This is a genomic window from Sinomonas humi (assembly GCF_000802235.1).
Classification (GTDB): domain Bacteria; phylum Actinomycetota; class Actinomycetes; order Actinomycetales; family Micrococcaceae; genus Sinomonas; species Sinomonas humi.
This window is the reverse complement of sequence record NZ_JTDL01000152.1, coordinates 43,019-64,211: the sequence shown is the minus strand read 5'-3', so window position 1 is coordinate 64,211 and position 21,193 is coordinate 43,019. Positions and strand designations below refer to the sequence as shown.

19 protein-coding genes, 2 tRNA genes and 1 other RNA gene are annotated in these 21,193 nt (G+C 65.8%); 13 read left to right on the top strand and 9 right to left on the bottom strand.

Annotated features, from left to right (window positions below; all coding sequences use genetic code 11):
- The first annotated feature begins 74 nt into the window (after positions 1 to 74).
- Both LK10_RS19705 and gndA read left to right on the top strand, forming a co-directional pair.
- Positions 75 to 845 (top strand): glucose 1-dehydrogenase, encoded by a 771-nt coding sequence (locus LK10_RS19705; protein WP_043127762.1) that lies wholly within the window; start codon positions 75 to 77, stop codon positions 843 to 845.
- 193 nt (positions 846 to 1,038) lie between these two features.
- Positions 1,039 to 2,478, top strand: a complete 1,440-nt coding sequence (gene gndA / locus LK10_RS19700) for an NADP-dependent phosphogluconate dehydrogenase (RefSeq protein WP_043127760.1) — start codon at positions 1,039 to 1,041, stop codon at positions 2,476 to 2,478.
- A 102-nt stretch (positions 2,479 to 2,580) separates the two neighbouring features.
- On the opposite strand, the gene LK10_RS19695 is transcribed toward gndA, so the two are convergent.
- The 4 genes from LK10_RS19695 to msrA form a co-directional block, all read right to left on the bottom strand.
- Entirely contained in the window at positions 2,581 to 4,188 is a 1,608-nt protein-coding gene (locus LK10_RS19695) for a purple acid phosphatase family protein (RefSeq protein ID WP_043127757.1), read from the bottom strand.
- Between the two features lie 81 nt (positions 4,189 to 4,269).
- On the bottom strand, positions 4,270 to 4,857 hold the full coding sequence (epsC, locus tag LK10_RS19690; RefSeq protein ID WP_197062006.1) for a serine O-acetyltransferase EpsC: 588 nt from the start codon (positions 4,855 to 4,857) through the stop codon (positions 4,270 to 4,272).
- Between the two features lie 38 nt (positions 4,858 to 4,895).
- Positions 4,896 to 5,828: a cysteine synthase A gene (cysK, locus tag LK10_RS19685; RefSeq protein WP_043127754.1), complete on the bottom strand. Its 933-nt coding sequence runs from the start codon at positions 5,826 to 5,828 to the stop codon at positions 4,896 to 4,898.
- 90 nt (positions 5,829 to 5,918) lie between these two features.
- Entirely contained in the window at positions 5,919 to 6,443 is a 525-nt protein-coding gene (gene msrA / locus LK10_RS19680) for a peptide-methionine (S)-S-oxide reductase MsrA (RefSeq protein ID WP_043127750.1), read from the bottom strand.
- 114 nt (positions 6,444 to 6,557) lie between these two features.
- Between msrA and LK10_RS19675 the strand changes: the two genes are divergently transcribed.
- Together LK10_RS19675 and LK10_RS19670 are read left to right on the top strand one after the other, a co-directional pair.
- The gene (locus tag LK10_RS19675) at positions 6,558 to 7,517 is read left to right on the top strand and encodes a Nif3-like dinuclear metal center hexameric protein (protein ID WP_081998711.1); all 960 of its coding nucleotides are present in this window, start codon (positions 6,558 to 6,560) and stop codon (positions 7,515 to 7,517) included.
- Positions 7,518 to 7,561: 44 nt separating this feature from the next.
- A complete protein-coding gene (locus LK10_RS19670; protein ID WP_043127744.1) occupies positions 7,562 to 8,296 on the top strand; it encodes a zinc ribbon domain-containing protein in 735 nt (244 codons plus the stop codon).
- Here LK10_RS19670 and LK10_RS19665 read toward each other — a convergent pair whose 3' ends face one another.
- Positions 8,297 to 9,061 carry a YaaA family protein gene (locus LK10_RS19665; RefSeq protein WP_043127741.1) on the bottom strand — a complete coding sequence of 255 codons (765 nt, stop codon included), beginning with the start codon at positions 9,059 to 9,061 and terminating at the stop codon, positions 8,297 to 8,299.
- Positions 9,062 to 9,154: 93 nt separating this feature from the next.
- On the opposite strand from LK10_RS19665, the gene rnpB reads away from it, so the two are divergent.
- From rnpB to LK10_RS19650, 4 genes are all read left to right on the top strand, one after another.
- Positions 9,155 to 9,560: RNase P RNA component class A (gene rnpB, locus LK10_RS21090), an RNA gene on the top strand.
- A 300-nt stretch (positions 9,561 to 9,860) separates the two neighbouring features.
- The gene (locus LK10_RS19660; RefSeq protein WP_231567856.1) at positions 9,861 to 10,328 is read left to right on the top strand and encodes a transcriptional initiation protein Tat; all 468 of its coding nucleotides are present in this window, start codon (positions 9,861 to 9,863) and stop codon (positions 10,326 to 10,328) included.
- Between the two features lie 218 nt (positions 10,329 to 10,546).
- A complete protein-coding gene (locus LK10_RS19655) occupies positions 10,547 to 12,025 on the top strand; it encodes a glyceraldehyde-3-phosphate dehydrogenase (protein ID WP_081998710.1) in 1,479 nt (492 codons plus the stop codon).
- Positions 12,026 to 12,066: 41 nt separating this feature from the next.
- Positions 12,067 to 12,267, top strand: coding sequence for a hypothetical protein (locus LK10_RS19650; protein ID WP_043127738.1), 201 nt, complete (start codon positions 12,067 to 12,069; stop codon positions 12,265 to 12,267).
- A 121-nt stretch (positions 12,268 to 12,388) separates the two neighbouring features.
- Here LK10_RS19650 and def read toward each other — a convergent pair whose 3' ends face one another.
- From def to orn, 3 genes are all read right to left on the bottom strand, one after another.
- The gene (gene def / locus LK10_RS19645) at positions 12,389 to 12,961 is read right to left on the bottom strand and encodes a peptide deformylase (protein ID WP_043127736.1); all 573 of its coding nucleotides are present in this window, start codon (positions 12,959 to 12,961) and stop codon (positions 12,389 to 12,391) included.
- A 98-nt stretch (positions 12,962 to 13,059) separates the two neighbouring features.
- A tRNA-His gene (locus tag LK10_RS19640) sits at positions 13,060 to 13,132 on the bottom strand.
- Between the two features lie 139 nt (positions 13,133 to 13,271).
- Positions 13,272 to 13,919 carry an oligoribonuclease gene (gene orn / locus LK10_RS19635; protein ID WP_081998709.1) on the bottom strand — a complete coding sequence of 216 codons (648 nt, stop codon included), beginning with the start codon at positions 13,917 to 13,919 and terminating at the stop codon, positions 13,272 to 13,274.
- A gap of 95 nt (positions 13,920 to 14,014) precedes the next feature.
- Between orn and mptB (LK10_RS19630) the strand changes: the two genes are divergently transcribed.
- Positions 14,015 to 15,574, top strand: a complete 1,560-nt coding sequence (mptB, locus tag LK10_RS19630; protein ID WP_052207612.1) for a polyprenol phosphomannose-dependent alpha 1,6 mannosyltransferase MptB — start codon at positions 14,015 to 14,017, stop codon at positions 15,572 to 15,574.
- On the opposite strand, the gene LK10_RS19625 is transcribed toward mptB (LK10_RS19630), so the two are convergent.
- Positions 15,554 to 16,816 (bottom strand): glycosyltransferase family 87 protein, encoded by a 1,263-nt coding sequence (locus LK10_RS19625; protein WP_231567863.1) that lies wholly within the window; start codon positions 16,814 to 16,816, stop codon positions 15,554 to 15,556. The genes mptB (LK10_RS19630) and LK10_RS19625 overlap by 21 nt on opposite strands.
- 270 nt (positions 16,817 to 17,086) lie before the next feature.
- On the opposite strand from LK10_RS19625, the gene mptB (LK10_RS19620) reads away from it, so the two are divergent.
- The 4 genes from mptB (LK10_RS19620) (at position 17,087) to LK10_RS19605 (ending at position 21,076) form a co-directional block, all read left to right on the top strand.
- Positions 17,087 to 18,619, top strand: a complete 1,533-nt coding sequence (gene mptB / locus LK10_RS19620) for a polyprenol phosphomannose-dependent alpha 1,6 mannosyltransferase MptB (protein WP_052207611.1) — start codon at positions 17,087 to 17,089, stop codon at positions 18,617 to 18,619.
- Between the two features lie 33 nt (positions 18,620 to 18,652).
- Positions 18,653 to 18,725: transfer RNA gene (locus LK10_RS19615), tRNA-Arg, on the top strand.
- A 369-nt stretch (positions 18,726 to 19,094) separates the two neighbouring features.
- Positions 19,095 to 20,480, top strand: a complete 1,386-nt coding sequence (locus LK10_RS21080; RefSeq protein ID WP_052207610.1) for a recombinase family protein — start codon at positions 19,095 to 19,097, stop codon at positions 20,478 to 20,480.
- A complete protein-coding gene (locus LK10_RS19605) occupies positions 20,477 to 21,076 on the top strand; it encodes a hypothetical protein (protein WP_043127730.1) in 600 nt (199 codons plus the stop codon). Before LK10_RS21080 ends, LK10_RS19605 begins: the two co-directional genes overlap by 4 nt.
- Positions 21,077 to 21,193: the final 117 nt, after the last annotated feature.

The following is a 21,193-nucleotide window of genomic DNA, read 5'->3' as shown; positions in this document are numbered from 1 at the left end:
CTGAAAGGCGACTAGTATGCTGAACAGCCAAAACGATGTCGTTCGGCTCGCACGCCGCTTCGAGGAGACCAACTATGACCTCACCCTTCGACCTCTCGGGCCGCACCGCCCTTGTCACGGGCTCCAGCCGGGGCATCGGGCGGGCTCTGGCCCGCGGCCTCGCCGACGCCGGCGCGACCCTCGTCCTGCATGGCCGGGATCCGGAGCGAGCCGAGGAGGCGCGCCGGGAGTTCGCGGCCGCGTACGGCGAAGACCGGGCCCATTCTGTTGCGTTCGATGTCACTGATGCCGCAAGTGTGGAAGCGGGAGTCCGGGAGGCCGAGGAGAAGGCCGGCCCTCTGGCCATCCTCGTCAACAACGCGGGCATCCAGCACCGTGTCCCGCTGTTCGACCTCGACCCGACCGACTGGGACCGCGTGATCCGCACGGACCTCACGAGCGCCTTCCTCGTCGGGCGCGAGGCCGCCCGTGGCATGGCTGCTCGCGGCGGAGGAAAGATCATCAACATCTGTTCGGTCCAGACCGATCTGGCGCGGCCCTCGATCGGCGCCTACACGGCGGCAAAGGGAGGTCTTCGCAACCTCACTCGGGCGATGACAGCCGAATGGGCGGGTTCGGGACTCCAGATCAACGGCGTGGCGCCGGGCTACATTCATACGGAGATGACGCAGAACCTCGTCGACGATCCCGAGTTCAACAGCTGGATCCTGGGTCGGACGCCGGCGCGCCGTTGGGGGACGGTCGACGACATTGCAGGCCCGGTCGTGTGGCTCGCTTCATCGGCGTCGGACTTCGTCAACGGCCAGACGATCTTTGTCGACGGCGGGATGACCGTCGTCGTCTGATGCCTTGGGGAAGACGTGAGCCTGCCAGATTCTCAGTGGCAACGGCGGCAAACCAGGGCAGAAGTTAGGTTCACCGAAATAGGCTGTCAAGAAACACCGCCGCAGCGAGTGGTCCACTAGCGTAGTCTGCGGCACCTGCTGCGGCCACACCCCGCGCAGCTACGCGGGCACGGCCCGAGAAACGGAGAGTACATTGTCTGCACAGATCGGCGTCACCGGACTCGCGGTGATGGGCGCGAACCTCGCCCGCAACCTCGCACGCAACGGCTACACCGTCGCGCTCCACAACCGCTCCGTCGAGAAGACCGACACCTTGCTCGCCAAGCACGGCGACGAGGGGGACTTCGTGCGCACGGAGTCCCTCCAAGAGCTCGTCGACTCGCTCGAGAAGCCCCGTCGGGTGCTCATCATGGTCAAGGCCGGTGCTCCTGTCGACGCCGTCATCGACCAGCTCGTGCCGCTCCTCGAAGAGGGCGACATCGTGATCGACGCCGGCAACTCGCATTACGAGGACACGCGCCGCCGGGAGGCTGCGCTGGCCGAGAAGGGCCTCCACTTCGTGGGTGTGGGCGTCTCCGGGGGTGAGGAGGGCGCGCTCAACGGCCCGTCCATCATGCCCGGCGGCTCGAAGGAGTCGTACCAGGCGCTCGGCCCGCTGCTCGAGAAGATCTCGGCGAAGGCCGACGACGGCGCCCCGTGCTGCGCGTGGATCGGCACCGATGGCGCGGGTCACTTCGTGAAGATGGTGCACAACGGCATCGAGTACGCGGACATGCAGGTCATCGGCGAGGCCTACGACCTCCTCCGGGCGGGTGCCGGGATCGAGCCGGCCGAGCAGGCGGCGATCTTCGAGGAGTGGAACAAGGGCGAGCTCTCCTCGTTCCTGATCGAGATCACGGCCGAGGTGCTTCGCCATGTCGATCCTAAGACGGGCAAGCCGTTCGTCGACGTCGTCGTGGACGCGGCGGGGCAGAAGGGCACGGGCCGGTGGACCGTCCAGTCGGCGCTCGACCTCGGGTCGCCGGTCTCGGGCATCGCGGAGTCGGTGTTCGCGCGCGGCATTTCCTCCCAGCGCGCGCAGCGTGAGATCGCCCAGGAGACGCTCGCCGGCCACGAGGGCGATGTGAGCCTGCCTGAGAACTTCGTCGAGGACGTGCGCCAGGCACTCTACGCGTCGAAGCTCGTCAGCTACGCACAGGGCCTCGACATGCTCTCGAGCGCCGCGAAGGAGTACGGCTGGGACCTCAAGCTCGACGAGATCGCCTCGCTGTGGCGCGCCGGCTGCATCATCCGCGCCGAGCTCCTCAAGGACATCATGGAGGCGTACAAGGGCGACGAGAAGCCCGCGAACCTCCTGTTCGCCCCGGCCTTCGTCAAGTCGGTCGGCGACGCCGTCCCGGCCTGGCGGCGCGTCGTCGCGACAGCTGTCCAGCTCGGTATCCCGGTGCCCGTCTTCTCGTCCTCGCTCGCGTACTACGACGGCCTGCGCCGCAAGCGTCTCCCGGCCGCCCTCATCCAGGGCCAGCGCGACCTGTTCGGAGCACACACCTACCAGCGGGTCGACACCGAGGGCACGTTCCACACGCTCTGGGGCGAAGACCACTCCGAGGTCTCCGCGGTCGACACCCACTGACCTGCCGGCATTCGTCTCGTCGCGCACGACGGCGCCGCTCACCGAGAGGTGGGCGGCGCCGTCGTTTGTCGTTTGTCGTTTCGAAGGCTTTCCCGGTATTCGTCAACGGTGCGCGTCAGACCGTGGCCGGCGCAGTGTGAACGTCTCGAACGCCTCAAGCCCGCCGCCGACGCCGGTCACGTTGTAGTAGGTGACCTTCATCGTCGTCTCCCCGCCGGGGGCGCCTGGGTCGACCTCGAACGCGCCGAATCCATACGCCTTCGCAGCGTCGCGAACCGCCGACCATGAGGCTTGCTCGTGGACGTAGACCGGCGTCCGGTGCCCGGTGTTCGGGTCGGGCTGCGCCGAGACGGAGACGATCACTCGGCATTCCGGAGGCGTGAAGAGGAGCTGGTTCGAGGGCGCTGACGTCCCCCCGCCACCGAGCACCATGTGGACCGTGCCCTGCGTCGTGTCCACGGTCTGCGTGTTCGTGGCGGTGGGGATGGGAGTCAGCGTCTGGTTCGCCTGCTGGCCCCGGATGGGATGCGATCGCTCATAGTGGTGCTCGTGACCGCACACGACGAGGTCCACCCCGTACTTGTCGAACAGCGGGACCCATTCCTGCCGGACACCTAGGTCGGCCCCGTTGAAGTTGTTCGCCGTGCTGATCGCGACCTGGTGCATGCACACAACGATCCAGTCGACGTCCCGGCTCGAGCGTGCCGCGTTGAGCTCGCTCTCGAGCCACGCCTTCTGGGCGCCCCGAGAGTAGCCGCGGACGTAGGAGTTCCCGCCGTCCTGATAGCAGATGTCGTCGTTCGCGAGGGAAATGACGCGCACGGCGCCGACCGTGAAGCTGTACCAGAGGCCACGGGTCACATCAGTCTGGCCCCCGGCTTCGGGAACCTGGAAGTAGGTCTGGTAGGCGGCGTAGCCGATGGGGCCGTTCCCGAGTTCGTTCTCATGGTTGCCGGCCGAAGGCATCCACGGCCGATTCCGGGCGCTGCGGGAGTTGTTGGTCCAGAAGTCCCACCAGGTCCTGATGCGGTCGCTCGCGAGATTGGCGTAGCAGAGGTCGCCGTTGAAGAGGTGGAACATGGGCTGGACCCGCTCGACCCCGCCGGTCGTGTCGCCAGCGGCGGGAGACCCGAGATTGTCGTTGACCCATGTGGTGCTGCCGGGCTGTTGCTTGCCGAGCGTCGGCGTGCCCTGGTCGCCGAAGCTCGTGAACGTGACCCGGGCCCGGCCACGGGGACCGGTTGTGAAGGTTCCGAACTCAGGGGTCGCGCCGGCGTGGATGGCGGCGTAGAGGTAGCCGGTGGACGCTTGAAGCCCCGTGAGCGTCGCGTGGTGGGTGTAGACGGTCCGCCCCGACTTGTCGTCTACGTAGCTCTTGGTCGCGGCACCGACAGCCGCTGTGAAGTTGCCGTGGCCGTCTCCGAGGAGAACCCGCGCGTCCGCTACCGGCTGCAGTGTGTGCCAGGAGACGACGATCACGCTCGATGCGTCGGAGCCGAACTGGAGGTGGAGGCCGTCGACCGTGGGAACGGAGACAGGGTCAGAGGCCGAGAGGGATCCGGGGAGATCCTTGCTCGAGCCTTGGGGCGCGTCCGGCGCGGCCTGAGCGGGTCCTGCGATGGCGGCTGAACCGGCGACGGCGGCGAGGCTAGCGCCGATGAGCAGACGCCGACGCGTGACAGGGGAGTTTTCGGGAGGCGTGGTGGTCATGGGGCGAGCATGCCCGTCCCAGCCCGCGAGCTAGCGAACGCTGAGTGAACAGCGTGTGCATGGCGGGAGAAGCGTGGCCCGTCAGATGTAGTAGTACTCCGCGGGATCGACGGCCGGCTTGGTCTCCTTGACGGCGTCTCGGTGGCGCCAGGTCGCAGGGATGCCGGTGACGATCGAGTTCGGAGGAGCATCCTTCACTACCACGGCGTTGGCTCCCACGGCACTGCCTCGGCCGATCGTGATGGGCCCGAGCACCTTGGCGCCCGCGCCGATGGTGACACCGTCGCCGATCGTAGGGTGGCGCTTGACCTTGGCGAGGGAACGACCGCCGAGGGTCACACCGTGGTAGATCATCACGTCGTCACCGATTTCGGATGTCTCGCCGATCACAACCCCCATGCCGTGATCGATGAAGAAACGGCGGCCGATCGTGGCACCGGGATGGATTTCGATGCCTGTTATGAATCGGCCGGCTTGCGAGATGAGTCTCGCGGGGAAGCGCAGCTCAGGGTTCTGCCACATACGGTGCGTCAGGCGGTGGATCCAGATGGCGTGGAGTCCGGAGTAGGCGAGGAAGTTCTCGACGTTCCCGCGGGCTGCGGGGTCGTGGGCTCGGGCGGACTCGAGGTCCTCCCGAAGCCGCGCGAAGGTGCGTTTGATCAGAGACACAGGGTTCTTTCTACCGCAGCCCGCCGGAAGGGGCGACTTTAGCCGCGGATGTCGTCGAAGAGGACGGTCGAGATGTAACGCTCGCCGAAGTCGGGTACGACGACGACGATGAGCTTGCCGGCGTTCTCGGGACGCTTCGCGAGCTCGAGGGCTCCCCACACTGCGGCGCCCGAGGAGATGCCGCCCAGGATGCCCTCCTGGGTCGCGAGAGCGCGGGCCGTCGCGACGGAGTCCTCCAGCGTGGCGTCGAGCACCTCGTCATAGACGTTGGTATCGAGCACCTCGGGAACGAAGTTGGCACCGAGGCCCTGGATCTTGTGCGGACCGGGAGCGCCTCCGTTGAGGATTGCAGAGTCCTTCGGCTCCACTGCGACGACCCGGAGGCCGGGCTTGCGCTCCTTGAGAAGCTGGCCGGCACCGGTGATCGTGCCACCTGTGCCGATGCCGCCGACGAAGATGTCGACCTTGCCGTCGGTATCGGACCACACCTCTTCGCCCGTCGTCGCACGGTGGATCGCGGGGTTGGCTGGGTTGGCGAACTGCTGGGCCCAGATCGAGTTCTCGGTGTTGGCGACGATTTCCTGGGCCTTCTCGACGGCGCCGCGCATGCCCTCGGAGCCGGGGGTGAGGACGATTTCGGCGCCGTAGGCGCGGAGCAGGACGCGGCGCTCCGTCGACATCGTCTCGGGCATCGTGAGGATGACCTTGTAGCCCCGAGCGGCACCGACGAGGGCGAGCGCGATGCCCGTGTTGCCGGACGTGCCTTCGACGATGGTGCCGCCGGGCTTGAGCGCACCCGCCTTCTCGGCCGCGTCGACAATCGCGACACCGATGCGGTCCTTGACGCTGTTCGCCGGGTTGTAGAACTCGAGCTTGACCGCGACGTCCGCGCCAAGGCCCTCGGTGAGGCGGTTGAGCCGGACGAGAGGCGTGTTGCCGACCAGCTGGGTGACGTCATCGTAGATGCGCATAGGTTCCTTCTTGTCGTTTCGGGGCGCGTTCAATCCAGGCAGCGCGTGGGGCTGGCCGCGCTCAGCCTAGCCACGGGTCGCAAACCGGAGCTAGGCGTCAAGCCACGCCGAGTAATATTTCCGGGCCTTGGCGAGCTTCGGGTTGATGATCACGTGGCAATATCCCGCATCCGGATTTTTCGCGTAGTAGTTCTGGTGGAATTCCTCGGCGGGGTAGAAGGTGCTCGCGCGAGTGACCTCGGTGACGATCGGCCGATCCCATAGCGGCTGATTGCGTTCGATCGACTCCTCGAAGAGGACCTTTTCCTCGTCGTCCACGTAGAACATCGAGGACCTGTACTGGGTGCCCACGTCGTAGCCCTGCCGGTTGGGCGTGGTCGGATCATGCATGGCGAAGAACATGTCGAGGATGGTCTCGCTGGGAATCACCGTTTCGTCGAACGTCACGGCCACCACCTCGGCATGTCCCGTCATGCCGCTGCAGACGCTGTAGTAGTCGGGATTGGGCAGATCGCCACCCGTGTAGCCGGAGACGACGGCGGTCACACCCCGCGTCTTCTGGTAGACGGCGTCGAGACACCAGAAGCATCCGCCGCCCAGAATGAAGGTCTTCATGCTGCCTACAATGTCCGGGACGAGCGGAAGATTCCCGAGAGAGGACCGGGCCTAGTGACTGAGGGAAGCGGTACGGGACAGCGCGCTGGATCTGAGACGCCGGGAGATGACGCCATGGTGGACGAGGAACGGCCAGCGCAGGCTCCAGAGAGTCCAGTGCAGGCTTCCGAAGAGGGAGCCGAACAGGCTCCCGCCCGAGAGGAAGGCGCGGACGACGCCGGGGCGCCGACTTCCACACCGACCCTCGCCAAGGTGCTCCTCGCCGTGGAGGAGCTTTGGCCGGAATCGTTGGCGGAGGGCTGGGACGCCGTCGGCCTCGTGACAGGCCATCCCTCGCAGGAGGTGACGAAGGTTCTCTTCGCCGTGGACCCCGTACTCGAGGTGATCGAAGAGGCCGCGACGTGGGGCGCCGATCTTCTCATCACCCACCATCCGCTGCTTCTACGCGGCGTCCATTCGGTTGCGGCGAACACTCCCAAGGGCCGGGCGGTGCACAGGCTGATTGAGGCCGGCACGGCGCTGCTGACCGTTCACACGAATGGCGACAGCGCGGTGGGCGGCGTCTCCGATGTCCTAGCCGATGCCCTCGGACTCGAGAACGTGGAGCCGCTCACGAAGGCGGAGAACGGCCTGCCCGAGGAAGGCATCGGGCGGGTCGGCGAGCTCCCCGAGATCACAAGTCTCGCTGACTTTGCCGGAGCCTTGTTCGGGATTCTTCCCACGGTTGCCGGGGGAGTGCGGGTCTCTGGCGACCGGGATGGACTCGTCCGCCGCGTGGCGCTCTGCGGAGGCGCGGGGGACAGCCTCTTCGAGAGCGTGCGAGCCGCCGGCGCCGACGTGTATGTGACGGCCGATCTGCGCCACCACCCGGCCTCGGAGGCCCGGGAGTCGAGCCCTGACGGGCGCCCATACCTCATCGATGTGAGCCACTTCGCGAGCGAGTGGCTGTGGCTCCCCGCTGCGGCGCAGGCCCTCGACAACGTCCTGCACGATCAGGGGCACTCAATCGATATCCGAGTCTCCACCGTCAACACCGACCCGTGGGACTTCATCCTCACACCCGGCGAGGGATAGAGTCGCAGCCAGGAGCGGCCCGCTCGAACCCGCCAGGAGGAACCATGCCCAAGGCCCCCGCCGCAGAACAGCTCAAGCTGCTCGACCTCCAAGCGCTCGACGCGAAGCTCCACTCCTTGGACTTGCGCAGGCAGGCGCTCGACGCTGATCCGCGGCTCGTTCCAACCGCCGAGGAACTCGCAGCTGCGTCCCGGGCAGTGCGCGATGCTGACCTCGCCGTCGAGGAGGCTCAGGCTGAGCTCGTCAAGGCCGAGCAGGATGTCGAGCAGGTCAGCGCGAGAATCGAGAAGGACGAGGCGCGGCTCTATGCGGGCGGCCTCTCGAAGGATCTCCAGGCACTCCAGCACGACATCGAGGGGCTTTCGGCTCGCCGCTCAGACCTTGAGGACGCCGAGCTGGAAGTCCTCGAGCGGCTCGACGGGCTGCGCGAGCAACAGGCCTCGGCGGCGGCCGAGCTTGCACAGGCGCAAGCGGCGAGCGCGGCCCTCCGGAACGAGCTCGACGTCCAGCTCTCCACCGTGGCAGAGGAGCGGGCCCAGGTCGCCGCTGAAAGGTCCAGGGTCGCTGCGAACATCGATTTGGGGCTCGTCGAGGTCTACGAGAAGACCCTCGCGAAGCGTGGCGTCGGCGCTGCGCGCCTGTTCCATGGGACCTCGGAAGGCTCAGGGATGTCTCTCAGTCCCGGCGATCTCGCAGCAATCCGTTCGGCCGCCGAGGACGACGTCGTCTTCTGCCCCGACTCGGGCTGCATCCTTGTGCGTTCTCCCGAGTGGAGCTGACTACCCCTCGAGGACCAGGACGAGCGAGGGCGGCTTCTTGCCGGTACCTTCGTGGAGCTCCGCATTCCAGCGTTCGCGCGCGGCAGTCAGGAGCGCCTGGGGTGTCCCCGGCATTCTGCCCTTGCGGGTCAGCAGATGCCGGACGAACTCGCCTCGATGATGCTTGGCGAAGTGGCTCACTACCGTCCGCTTCCCGTTCCGCTCGGTGAGGGCGTCCACTGTGACAGTGCGGCTGACTGGGGGAGCGTAAGCCGCGGCGTAGGTGCTCGATCGGCAGTCGACGACGAGGCCCTCCGAGGCCCGATCGGCGAGCGCCTCGGTGAGCAGCGGCTTCCAGAAGGAGGCCAGCCTCCCGAGGCCAGGGAGCGCCGTCGACATCGACAGGCGGTACGCCGGAACGAGATCCGAGAAGCCCACCGCGCCCCAAAGCGCCGAAACAACCACGATGGAGGCATCGGCCTTCCTGCGCTGGGCGGCGGTGAGGGACGCGTAGCCGAGCGCTTCGTAGAGGACGCCCGAGTACACGCGGTGCGCTGGAGCCGCCGGCTCGGCGTGAAGCCGCCGGTTGCGCTCGACGTCGTGCGCAAGCGATGCACCCACCCCCAGGGCTTCAAGCGCGTCGTCCCGGCCGCTCACCTCGGCGAGGCTCTCCATCACCTGCTTGCGCGCTATCTCGAGGGTGGGGAAGCTCAATGCGGAGAGGTCGACGGCGGCGCCCCCAGACGCGGGGGTCTTGCCTTCGGAGGGCGGCAGGAGGATGAGCACCACGGAATCCTACCGGTTTGCGTGGAGGGGATCTGCCGTGGAACAGCTGACGCGGCCGAGGGGGACAGCGCCGGTAGAATGCTGGGGCGAGGTCAGGTCGGCCGGGCGATCGCGGGACGCTTCTTCCGTTGAGGAAGGGCGTCGCGAGGAAAGTCCGGGCTCCGCAGGGCAGGGTGGTGGGTAACGCCCACTCGGGGAAACCCGCAGGCCAGTGCCACAGAGAAGAGACCGCCGCCGCGGGCCACGTCATTGACGTGGAGCGCGACGGTAAGGGTGAAACGGCGGTGTAAGAGACCACCAGCTCCTCGGGTGACCGAGGAGGCTCGGTAAACCCCACCCGGAGCAAGGCCAGACAGGGCGCGTTCGAGGGCTGCCCGCCCGAGCGCCCGGGTAGGCCGCTTGAGGCCGTCGGCAACGGCGGTTCTAGATGGATGATCGCCTCCCATGCCGAGGCAACTCGCCATGGTGACAGAACCCGGCTCACAGGCCGGCCTGACCTCGCACCCCTTTCCCCTTGCCCGGGGTCCTTCCGGGCAAGAGCGTCTACGAGTTCGGAAAAGGCAATACGTAGTCCGCGAGATTTGCCACTGAGAACCTGTCTTCGGGCCATATCTTGAGCCATGTCGCGCAGAACCAAAAGCGCCGGCAGACACGCAAGCTGAAGGGGAAGGCCATGGATTCAACGTCGCAGAGCTCAGAGGACAAGAACGCCCTGTCGGGGGGGGGGGGGGGATCTAGCGCCCCCGTTGCATCTCTGAACCGAAGAAAGTTCGTCAGCACCGCGGCATGGTCCGCTCCGGTGATCGCAGCCGTTGCAGCGGCTCCGCTTGCCGCCGCCTCGGCTCGATTCATCATTCGCCCGTCAACGGGAACGTACATTACGTCCTGGAAGGGCGATCACCATTACGGAAGCACGAACTCGAACGTTTCCCGCCGCTCGTACGACTTCCCGGTGAAGGTCACGGACACGGCCGGGAATCCCATCGCCGGGGCAACCGTCACCGTGACCGCTTCGGGGAAGAACCGCGACGGGGACTTGCTTGGGGTATACGCCTACCCCGCTCCCTCCAACGGTGGGCCTGAGAACTCGCCTCATCCCGCTGCCACCCTCATCACGGATTCCAACGGACAAGCGCTCTTCGCCGTCAACACCCAGAATCTGTCCTCGGGAGAACGGCCCGCGACCGCTTATCTCACCGTAACGGTGACCTACCAAGGTACGACCGTGACCGAGGCGGTCACCGTCTACATCACTCTGTCCGATTGAGCTAGAGCCAACGAACTCGGGAGGCCCTGTGTGCGATTTCACAGGGCCTCCCGGCGTTCCGCGGTGCGCACTCCCGTAGCATTGAAAGCGAACGTAGAAGTTCAGGAGCCGGCTCTGCGATCGCAGTTGTCGGCTTTCTTCGTGTCGGGCGCCAGCACCAGGCCCCGGCCGCGCACGACGGCGTGCGCAAGACCGCAGAGAAAGGCACCTGTGTGAGCATGACGGACTCCGCCCTCAATACGTGGATCAGCCGCGAGGCTGCGGCTGAAGAGATGATCCCCCTGATCGGGCGCCTGTACCGCGAGAACAACGTCGTGACCTCTGTTCACGGCCGTAGCCTCATCAACCAGTCGGTCGTCAGCCTGCTCAAGCTCCATCGTTGGGCACGGCAGATCGACAGCGAGGAACTCGACCTCGAGGAGACGCTCCCGATCCTGCGGGTCCTCGATTCGCTCCAGCTCGGCGCCGCGTCGCTCGATCTCGCCCGGCTCAATGAGAAGTTCCGGTCCGAGGCCGCAGGCCGCTCGCTTGAGGCGTTCCTCCGCGACGAGCTCGCGCCCATTGTCGGCCAGCGTGGAGCCGACCCGCGGCCGAGCACCGACGTCGTCCTCTACGGCTTCGGCCGGATCGGCCGACTCGTAGCGCGCATCCTCATCGAGCATGCAGGCGGCGGCCACGGGCTCCGCCTGCGGGCGATCGTCGTGCGCAAGGGGTCGGACAAGGACCTCGTCAAGCGTGCGAGCCTTCTCCGCCGCGACTCCGTGCATGGCCCGTTCGAAGGCACCATTACGGTCGACGAGGAGAACAACACCATCCTCGCGAACGGGACGCTCATCCAGGTGATCTACTCCGACAGCCCGGCAGCGGTCGATTACACCGCCTACGGGATCGACAACGCGATCGTGGTCGACAACACCGGCAAGTGGCGTGATGAGGCCGGCCTCTCGCAGCACCTCGAGAGCAAGGGCGTCGCGCGAGTGCTCCTGACTGCACCCGGCAAGGGCGGCCTGCCGAACATCGTCCACGGCATCAACCACGCTGACATCTCGGAAGCGGACCGGATCGTCACGGCGGCCTCATGCACGACCAACGCGATCACTCCCGTCCTCAAGGCCGTCAACGACAAGTACGGCGTGGTGCACGGGCACGTCGAGACCGTGCACTCGTTCACGAACGATCAGAATCTCACTGACAACTTCCACAAGGGCGATCGGCGAGGGCGCTCTGCCGCCCTCAACATGGTGCTCACCGAGACCGGTGCGGCGAAGGCCGTCGCCAAGGCGCTCCCCGAGCTCGCCGGGAAGCTCACGGGCAACGCGATTCGCGTCCCCACCCCTGATGTCTCGATGGCGATCCTCAACCTGACCCTCCAGAACGAGACCACGAAGGATGAGGTCAACGCCTACTTGCGCGATGTGTCGCTGCATTCGGAGCTGCGGAAGCAGATCGACTACATCGCCTCGCCAGAGGTTGTCTCGACCGACTTCGTCGGCTCGCGTCGGGCCGGGATCGTGGATGGGCTCGCAACGATCAGCAATGGAAAGAATCTGGTGCTGTACGTCTGGTACGACAACGAGTTCGGCTACAGCTGCCAGGTCGTGCGTGTGCTCGAGGAGATGGCGGGCGTCAACGCTCCCTCCTTCCCAGCTCAGACCACTGAGCGGGCGCAGCAAGAGCTTTTGGCAACAACTCGGTGACGTCACTGGATTCACCCAGAGAGCCGGGGCAAGATGCAGCTATGGAAGCGACTGAGCACGAGAGCACTCTGGAACACGCACTGGACGTGGCCAAGGAGAACGCGAAGCAGGCGCGGCGCTTGCTTCAGCACGCCCGGGCCAAGCTTGAAACGGGCGATGTGAGTCCCGAGCGGGTAGCGCAGCTCGAAGAGCTGCTGCGAACCGCCGAGGAGGATCTGGCTCGGGTGGCGAGGGAGCAGTAGCTTCGGCCCGCCATTTATTCGAAACGACCAGTAGGCGAAGAAGGGGGCACCGCACGATGCGGTGCCCCCTTCGGCATTTCCCAGATAGAGGGGCGGATGAAGTCCGCTGGGTCCCGTCGGGTCAGTGGCCGAACGGGTCGGGGTCGACTCCTGGCATCCAGGTGAGGCCCGGTACGCCCCACCCGTTCTTCTTGGCGGCCTTCTTGGCCTTGCGGGCGTAGCGGTCCACGAGCTTGTCGATGTAGAGCTTCCCGTCGAGGTGGTCGTACTCGTGCTGCATCACTCGGGCGAACCAGCCGGTTGCGATGAAGTCCACAGGCTTGCCGTCGCCGTCGAAGCCCTCAACGTGCGCCCAGTCGGCCCGCTTGAGGGGATACGACTCGCCTGGGAACGAAAGGCAGCCTTCCTCGTCCTCCTCGGGGTCCGGGGCTGTGCCTGGGACCTTGGTGAGGGTCAGCCGAGGATTGACGACGACGCCGCGGGGCGGGACGCCGTCGTCGTTCTTGTACTTGTAGACGAAGATCCGAAGGCCCACGCCGATCTGGGGCGCCGCGAGCCCGACGCCGTTCGCGGCGTCATTGGTCTCATGCATGTCTTCGATGAGTGCCCGCAGCTCGTCATTGAACTCGGTCACTTCCGCGGCCCTCCGGTGCAGGACGGGCTCGCCCCAGATGGTCACGGCGTGGACGGTCATGTGTGGCTCCTCGGTCTGTCGGGACGGGGACGCGGGCCAATGCAAGAGGCCGCACGGCGAACCGTGCGGCCTCTTGCGCGGGGAGTACCCGCTATCGGGGTGAGTAACGGGGGTCGAACCCGCGACCTTCTGGACCACAACCAGACGCTCTGCCGACTGAGCTATACCCACCAAGCTCTACCAGCGCACGCCGAGGGAACACGTCCCTTGGCTGCCGCGCCGGCAACGACCACTAGTCTACCTGCTGTTCACCGATGCTTTTGCCACTTCGACGGGGTTGCGGCGAATTTTTCGCGAACTGGGACCGCGGTCACATGCTCGCGGCAGTGTCCTCGGTGCCAGCCACTCCCGACGCTGCTTCCGTGATGCGTTCCGCGATGCTGCGTGCTGTTGCCGAGTCCGGGCCCGGCTGGGGCACGAAGACGGCCTCCCGGTAGTAGCGCAGCTCGTCGATCGAATCACGGATGTCACCGAGCGCGCGGTGTCCTCCGGTCTTCGCCGGGGACTGGAAGTAGGCTCGGGGGTACCAACGCCGCGCGAGTTCCTTGATCGTCGAGACGTCGATGATCCGGTAGTGGAGGTGCTCGACGACGTGCGGCATGTCCCGGGCGAGGAACATACGGTCGGTTCCCACCGAGTTCCCGCCCAGCTGCGCCTTGTTGGGCTCCGGGACCCACTGACGGATGTAGGCCATGACCTCGGCCTGAGCGGCCTCAAGGGTCAGGCCGTGGGGGAGCTCCTCGAGCAGCTTCGACGTGGTGTGCATCTGGCGCACGAAGTCGTTCATGCCGGCGAGCGCTTCGTCCGAAGGCCGGATGACGACGTCGACCCCCTCGCCTAGGACGTTGAGTTCCGAGTCGGTCACGAGCACCGCGACTTCAATGAGCGCGTCGCGGGCGATGTCCAGCCCGGTCATCTCGCAATCGATCCACACGATGCGTTCAGCATGATTTGACACCCTGCCAATGTACCCGAGCGCCCGATCAACGGCGTTCAGAGAGGGCCCCGGTGCTAAACTGGGGCTCTCTCCCGGCTTTGATCGAAGGGTGACCTATGTCCACGATGCGCTTTGGCTTTCTCGGGAGGATTCTCGAGTGGCTGAAGTCGCTCTGGACCGCCCTTCCTCCCGTCGGAGTGAACCAGCCGCCCCACTGGGCCATCGGTCAAGGCTTCGTCGGATCGCTGCTCATGGTCTACGGGTCGTTCGGCGTGGGCCGATTCGCCGATGTCTCACCTCTGACCCGTAACCCGCTCCTCATTCCGTTGCGGACGGAGACGTGGGGCGTGACGAGCTGCATCCTCGCCCTCGCGTTGGGCGCGATGCTCCTCACTCGTTCGTGGCTGAGGCTCGGCCAGCGGCTCCGCTACTGGGGTCCGGGCACGATTCGGCCAGTCGGCCTCGCGATCGCCCTCTGGGGGCTTCCGCTTGTGGTTGCGGTGCCCATCTACTCGCGGGACGTCTACGCCTATGTGGGGCAGGGGCGTCTCATGGCAGCCGGAATGAACCCGTACACGACGGGGATTTCTACGCTCAACAACTGGCTTGAGCTCGGAACTGATCCATCCTGGGCCACGACCCGGACCCCCTACGGCCCGTACTTCCTCTGGCTTGAGCGCTGGGTCGTCCAGTTGACCGCTGGCCAGCCTGATTCCTCCGTGCTCCTGTTCCGCGTCCTTGCCCTCGGCGGAGTTGCCCTGTGCGCGTACTACGGCTACCGCCTCGCCCAACTTCACGGTGTGGACGGGGCCCGTGCAGTCTGGCTCACGGTCGCCAACCCGCTCTTCCTCATCAGCTGCATAGCGAGCGCTCACAACGAGGCGCTCATGATCGGCTTCGCAGTCGCGGGCGTCTACTACGCCGCCCGGGGGAACTGGCTTCTGGGAATCGTGTTCGTGACCCTGTCCATCGGGATCAAGCCGATTACCGCCGTCGTCCTCCCGTTCATCGGACTCCTCTGGGCTGGGCCCGGGGCGACTTGGCTTCGGCGATTCGCGTGCTGGGCTGCGACGGGCCTCATCAGTCTCGCGATCTTCGCCGCGAGCGCGCCCGTCTACGGGCTCGGCTTCGGGTGGGTCAACGCGATCGTGGACCCGACTCCCGGCTTCATCGCGTACACGCCTTCGGGTTTCGCGAGCAACATCGTGGATACCCTCACCACGATCGTCGGCCTGAACGGTGGATCGATAGCGGACGGATTCCGTACAGTCGTCAAGTGGATCGGCATCGGCCTGGCGGTCTGGTTCATCCTGCGAGGCGACGACCGCAAGGTGGTGCGCCGCCTCGGAATGGCCTTCATGTCGATCGTGGTGCTCGGCCCCATCATCCAGCCCTGGTACGTGCTCTGGTTCATCCCGTTCCTCGCGGTGACGGGTATCCGGGACAACTGGGAGATCAAGCTCTGGTACTTGACGGTGGTCTTCTTCGTGGTGTTCGGAGCGCAGGATCAGCTCTATGTCTTCAGCTTCGTGAACACGCCGCTGGCGCCTGAGTCGCTCGCGGTCCTCGTGGCGTTTGTCTTCCTCGGGTATCTAGTCCTGCTCGACCCGAAGACGCGCAGGCTCGTCTTCGAGCGAGCGGTCCGGCGCCACGACCTAGCGGCCCGCAGTTCCTGACCCGGTACCGGCGCGCAGTCCCTGATCAGCAACAGGAGCGCCGCGGCGGCCCAGCCGGACCAGACGAATGCTCGACCACACGAAGAGCACAACCAGCAGGATGTTGCGCAGCGTAAGCACGCCCGCCATGAGCGGGTTGTTGTGGCTGAGCGCGTCGTAGAACAGCGGGTAGATGAAATACGTGGCGACCCCGATGGCAAGGAGGAGGACTGCCGGGACACGCCAGCCACGGCGATCCTGCGCAAGTCCCAGAGCGACCACGGGCCCGAGCCAGACCATGAACTGTGGTGAGCCGACCTTGTTGAACACGATGAACGCACTGACCATGGTCAGTGCGCCGGCGAGCAGGAGCTCCGAACGGTCTTCATGACCGCGCTTCTTGCCTTGATGCAGCGCCCAGAAGATGACCCCCGCCACGGCGAGCGCAACGACCACGAACAGCGGCTGCATGAGGGCGGAAGCTACCGTGCTCCCGGGCCCGTCGACCTGCATCGAGTTGATCTCGGTGTTCATGTACATCCGGGCGCCCCCTAGGCCGAGGACGGACATCCAGAGCCATGGTGTCGTGAAGGTCGCCTCGAGCTGCATTCCACGCGAGCCTTGAGTGGTGAGGAAGTCGAGGAGGTGCGAGGTCACCCCGAGTGCGGAGGCGGCGAGCGCCACGAGCACGGTCACGGCAGCCCCGCCGGCCACGATCTTCCAGCGGTCGCGTACGACGGCGAAGAGCGGCACGAGCGCCGCGGCCGGCCAGACCTTCATCCACGTCGCGAAGGCGAGGATTGCGGTCGCCGCGAACGGGCTTGCCACTCCGAGGCTGAGGCCCATGAGCACGATTGGTGCGGTTACGCCGTCTACGCGGGCGAAGCCGAGGTTGCCGAGGAGAGCGATGAAGACGAGCCACCACCAGGCCGCGCGGACGCCTTCCGGCTTCTTGCCCCAACCGCTCAGGACCCCGAGGGCGACGCCGTTGAGGATCGACACGAGGATCACCCAGACGGCGAGGAAGGGGCCAGGGCCGAAGATGCCCGAGATCCAGATGGGCAGCAGGCCGGCGAACGGGTACACCCACGGGGAGGGCTGGACGTTCTGCGGGAAACCCGAGGCGGCCCAATCGCGGTAGATGTTGGTGTCACTGAAGGCCTGCCCTTGGAAGACGTACACCAGGAAGTAGGCGAGGAAGCCGAGGTGGACCAAAAGATAACCGACCAGGAGGCCCCGGGGCGAGAACAGAAAGCGCTTCAGCAGGCGGAGCCGTTCGTTCCGAGGGCTGAGGTTCGCAGGGCGGGGCGTCTCGATGGAAATGGTGCTCTCCTGGGCGTCTTGACGGCCGCAGACGGTCGTGGCGGCCACCCGGCAGTCTATCAGCGGGGCCTTTGGGGGCGGCTCGCACAGCTGCTGCTGATAGCATCGAATGGATGTCATCCTGAGCGGACGGCCCGCCGATGTGCGCCCCCGAGGCGGCGCTCGCGCGCGGCGGACCGCTTGGCTCCTGAGTTAACAGTAGGGACTCCGATGCTTCAGCCTTCGGCTGGCCGCAGTCTGAGCACTGCGCCTAGTGCCCGGACCATTGCCGGGCTCCCCGGTGGGGGGAGCATTGCCGTGTGGCAGGGCTTCCTTGCGTCGGTCTGCATGATGGCCGGAGGCCTTGGCGTCGGATGGATGGCGAGCGGATCCTCGCTCATCCGCGTTCCCTTCTTCATCTTCCTGCGTGACAACCCGTTTCTCGTTGTCTCCTGCACCATCCTGGTTACCTTCGGCGGGCTGTTCCTCGTCCGGGCTTGGCTGCGGCTGGGGCAGCGCGTCGGGGAGTGGAGCTCAGTTCACCCAGCCGCGCTCTTCCGGATAGCGGCCCTGTGGTGCGCCCCGCTCATGCTGACCTTCCCGCTCTTCAGCAGGGACGTCTACGCCTACATTGGACAAGGGCGCCTGATGATGGCGGGCCTGAACCCGTACGTCAACGGGATTTCGGCGCTGAACAATTACCACAACCTCGGCCCCGACTCGCTCTGGACCGAGGCTCCCACGCCCTACGGCCCCCTGTTCCTATGGATCGAGCAGGGCATCGTCTGGATCAGCGGGGGAAACCTCGAGGTTGCCATTGCGCTGTTCAGGATTGTCGCGGCGCTTGGAGTCGCCCTGTGCGCCGTCGCCGTCGTCGGGCTTGCACACCATTACAGGCTTCCGACAGCGCGGACGCTGTGGCTGACCGTCGCGAACCCGCTGTTCGTCATCAACTTCGTCGCGAGCATCCACAACGACGCGCTCATGCTTGGCCTAGTCCTACTGGGACTGCTCGCCACAGTCCGCGGCCGTCCCATCCGCGGAGTCATCTGGGTGACTTTGTCGATCGGAATCAAACCCATCACCCTCATCGCCTTGCCGTTCATCGGACTCCTCTGGGCGGGTCGCCAAGCTGGGTGGGGTCGGAAGATCACGTGCTGGGCCCTGACCGTCCTTATCTCCGGCGGGCTTCTGACGATTGAGGGAGCGCTCACGGGCTTCTGGTTCGGGTGGCTCCCGGCGATGACCACATCCGGCACCATCTGGACTTGGTACGCGCCCTTCGGGCTCCTCTCGATCACCGTGGCTACCCTCGTCCAGTACGTGAACGGACCGGGCGACGCGGTGGGCGAGATCATCAAGGCGATCGGCCGGGGCCTTGGAATGGTGGTGGCGCTCTGGTACGTCTTCCGCGGAAGCTTCGACAAGACCATGCTGCGGATCGCACTCGCTCTCACTGCTGTCGTCGTTACCGCGGCGGCCATTCAGCCCTGGTACGTCACGTGGCTTGCAGCGTTCTTCGCCCTCGCGGGGGTGGCCGAAGGGTGGTACCTGCGGGCGTACTACTTCGCCACGGTCTTCTTTACCGTGATTGCGCTCACCGACCAGCTCGACGTCTTCGACTGGATACCGCTGGTCGCGATCCGCGCTGTGGCGATCGCGCTGAGCGTCATCTTCGTCGCGTACATGATGTTCTGGGACTGGAAGACGCGGAGCCTGTTCACTCGAGTCGCTCCACTCAAGCAGGCCTCCGCCGCACGATAGACTGGTCGGGACGCAGCGCACCGCACCGCGCCCGCCCCAGTAGCTCAGCGGATAGAGCAGGGGCCTTCTAATCCTCTGGTCGGGGGTTCGACTCCCTCCTGGGGCGCGTTTGTGGCTGTCTCGGGGATGTGGCTGGTTCCACATCTCGGGCATGCCTGCACCCCCGGTCTCCGGACCGGGGGTGTTCTGCTTCTGGGAACCATGCGTTTGCCGTTGCTCGGCTACTTTCTCGGGCATCATTGGGTCTCCACAGACCTCATCGCGGCGCGTCGTCCACATAGAGCGCCCAGACGCCAAGGCCTGTCCTGGAGCTGACGGAGGCTGGTTGTACCCGCGGAGCGGGAACCGGATTCCAAGGAGACAGGGGATGGCGATGAGCGACATGATCACGGTTCGGGGATTCGTTGCGACGGACCCGAGGACCAACACGACAAACGGCGGTGCGTTTGTCAATAGTTGGTAGTACTGTTTCCACATGGGCTCAGCAATCTATGTGAGGCAATCGAAGGACCGGACCGGCGATGCCGTAGCCGTGGAGCGTCAACTCAAGAACTGCACCAAGCTCGCCGAGGCGAAGGGCTGGGGCAAGCCTCGAGTATTCAGGGACAACGATCGGTCTGCCACCTCGGGGAAGATCCGCGAGGGCTTCGAGGAGCTCATCAGGGCCATTGCCGCTGGTGAGGTGACCCAGCTTGCCGTATGGCACCTAGACAGGCTCTCGCGGTCCATGAGGGACCTCCAGCGAGTGATCGACGCCGGGAAGCCTCACGCGCTTGAGGTGGCGAGCGTGCACGGCACGTCTTTGAACCTGGCCGACCCCTCCGGCATCGCAGTCAGCCAGATCTTGACTTCCATCGCCGCGATGGAAGTCGCCCACAAAGCCGAGCGGCAGAAGACTGCCAACCGTCAGCGCGCCGAGGCAGGCAGGGCATTCTGGGTCCGCCGGCCATTCGGATACGGCCGCGACGAATCCGGGAAGGTGTTCGTGGTCGAGGCCGAGGCTCAGGCCATCAAGGATGGCGTGCAGGCCGTCCTGTCCGGCGGCTCGATCTCCGATGTAGCGCGCGACTGGAATGCGCGAGGCCTCAGGACATCCGCCAAGAACTCGTCGGGGCGATGGTCGCCGACTCCGGTCCGACGTGTGCTCCTGAACCCCATGCACCCCGGACGGCGTTTCTACCTGGGCGAGGATGTCGCCACGGGGGAGTGGCCGCCCATCCTGACAGAGGAGCAGCACGACGAGATCGTCCGCCTGCTCAAGGATCCCCGCCGAAAGACATCGCCCGTGGTCAGCAGTGCAAAGCACCTCCTGTCTGGCATCCTCCTCTGCGGGAAGTGCGGCGGCCCGATGTACGAGGGGCCAGGCAAGGGCACCGCGAACGACGCGCGCGCCTACCGCTGCCGGAAGGGCTGCACGCAGCGAACGGCCGGGCTCGTGGAGGAAGCCGTCGAGGCTGTGATCGTGAGGCGTCTCAGCCAGCCGGACATCGCGTCTCGGCTAGTGCGTAGCGACCGCGTGGCCGAGCTCCGCGGCGAGGCCGTCCGCCTGAGGGAAAAACGGGCGTCGCTCGTGCGGCTCCTCAGTGAGGAGCTCGTGACTGAAGCCGATGTGCGCGATGACCTCCAGCGCATACGCAAGCGCCTGGCCGAGATCGAGGGTGAGCTCGATCGGGCGACGGTGACCGACCCACTGTCGGCGTTCGTCGGGACTGAGGATGCTGCGGCGGCGTGGGCGGCGACGCCATTGGAGGACCAGAGGAAGATCCTTCGCCAGCTGGCGGCAATCACGATGCTCCCGGCAGGGCGGGGAGTCAGGTTCTCGCCCGAGCAGGTGCGGTTCGACTGGAAGGAGACGTCATGAGCGGCAGCGTGGGGGACGACTTCCGGGCCAAGCTGGCGAAGGGAATGTCTGACCTCGAAGATCTCGAGAAGATGGCACGTGAACCTCGGGGACCAGCGACGAAGTGGAAATGGGACCGCGGCGACGGCGGGTCGCTCGCTCCCGGACCACAACTGTTCGAGGCGGTCGACAGGTGGGGGAAGCTCGCGGATGACCTCAGGGAATTGAACAGGATGTCCCGTGAGGATAGATGGATCCAATTCGTGTCGCGGCACACCGTAGCGGCCTTTGGTCGGACGAACCGCATCCCGATCAAATGCGGCACCACCGAAAAGGACTGGTCCGTCGCGTTCGCCGTCCGCGACGGCGCAGTCGAACTCATCTACGTAGATCGAAGCCGGAAGAAGGATGGCGAGTACCGGCTCACGGGCCCAGGCACGCACTTGGAGCCGGTGAAAGTGTCCTGCCTGTGCAATATCCCAGAGGGCTCTAATGCCACATCGGTCGCCCTCCGCAATGTATCCGTCCTTTCCCTCTATCGCGCCGCAGTGAATGCGCTGATCGAAGGTGGCGGCCGCGACACGCGGAAGGGCGTCCAACTGCATTTGCTCACCTAGACCATAGGTGCTTGGTAAGGTCGAACTACACGGCCGCGGAAGCCAATGGTTCCGCCACATACAGGGCCCTCAACCGAGGGAAGTAAGGCCCAGCAAGCTCCCAGTGATGCATGCAGC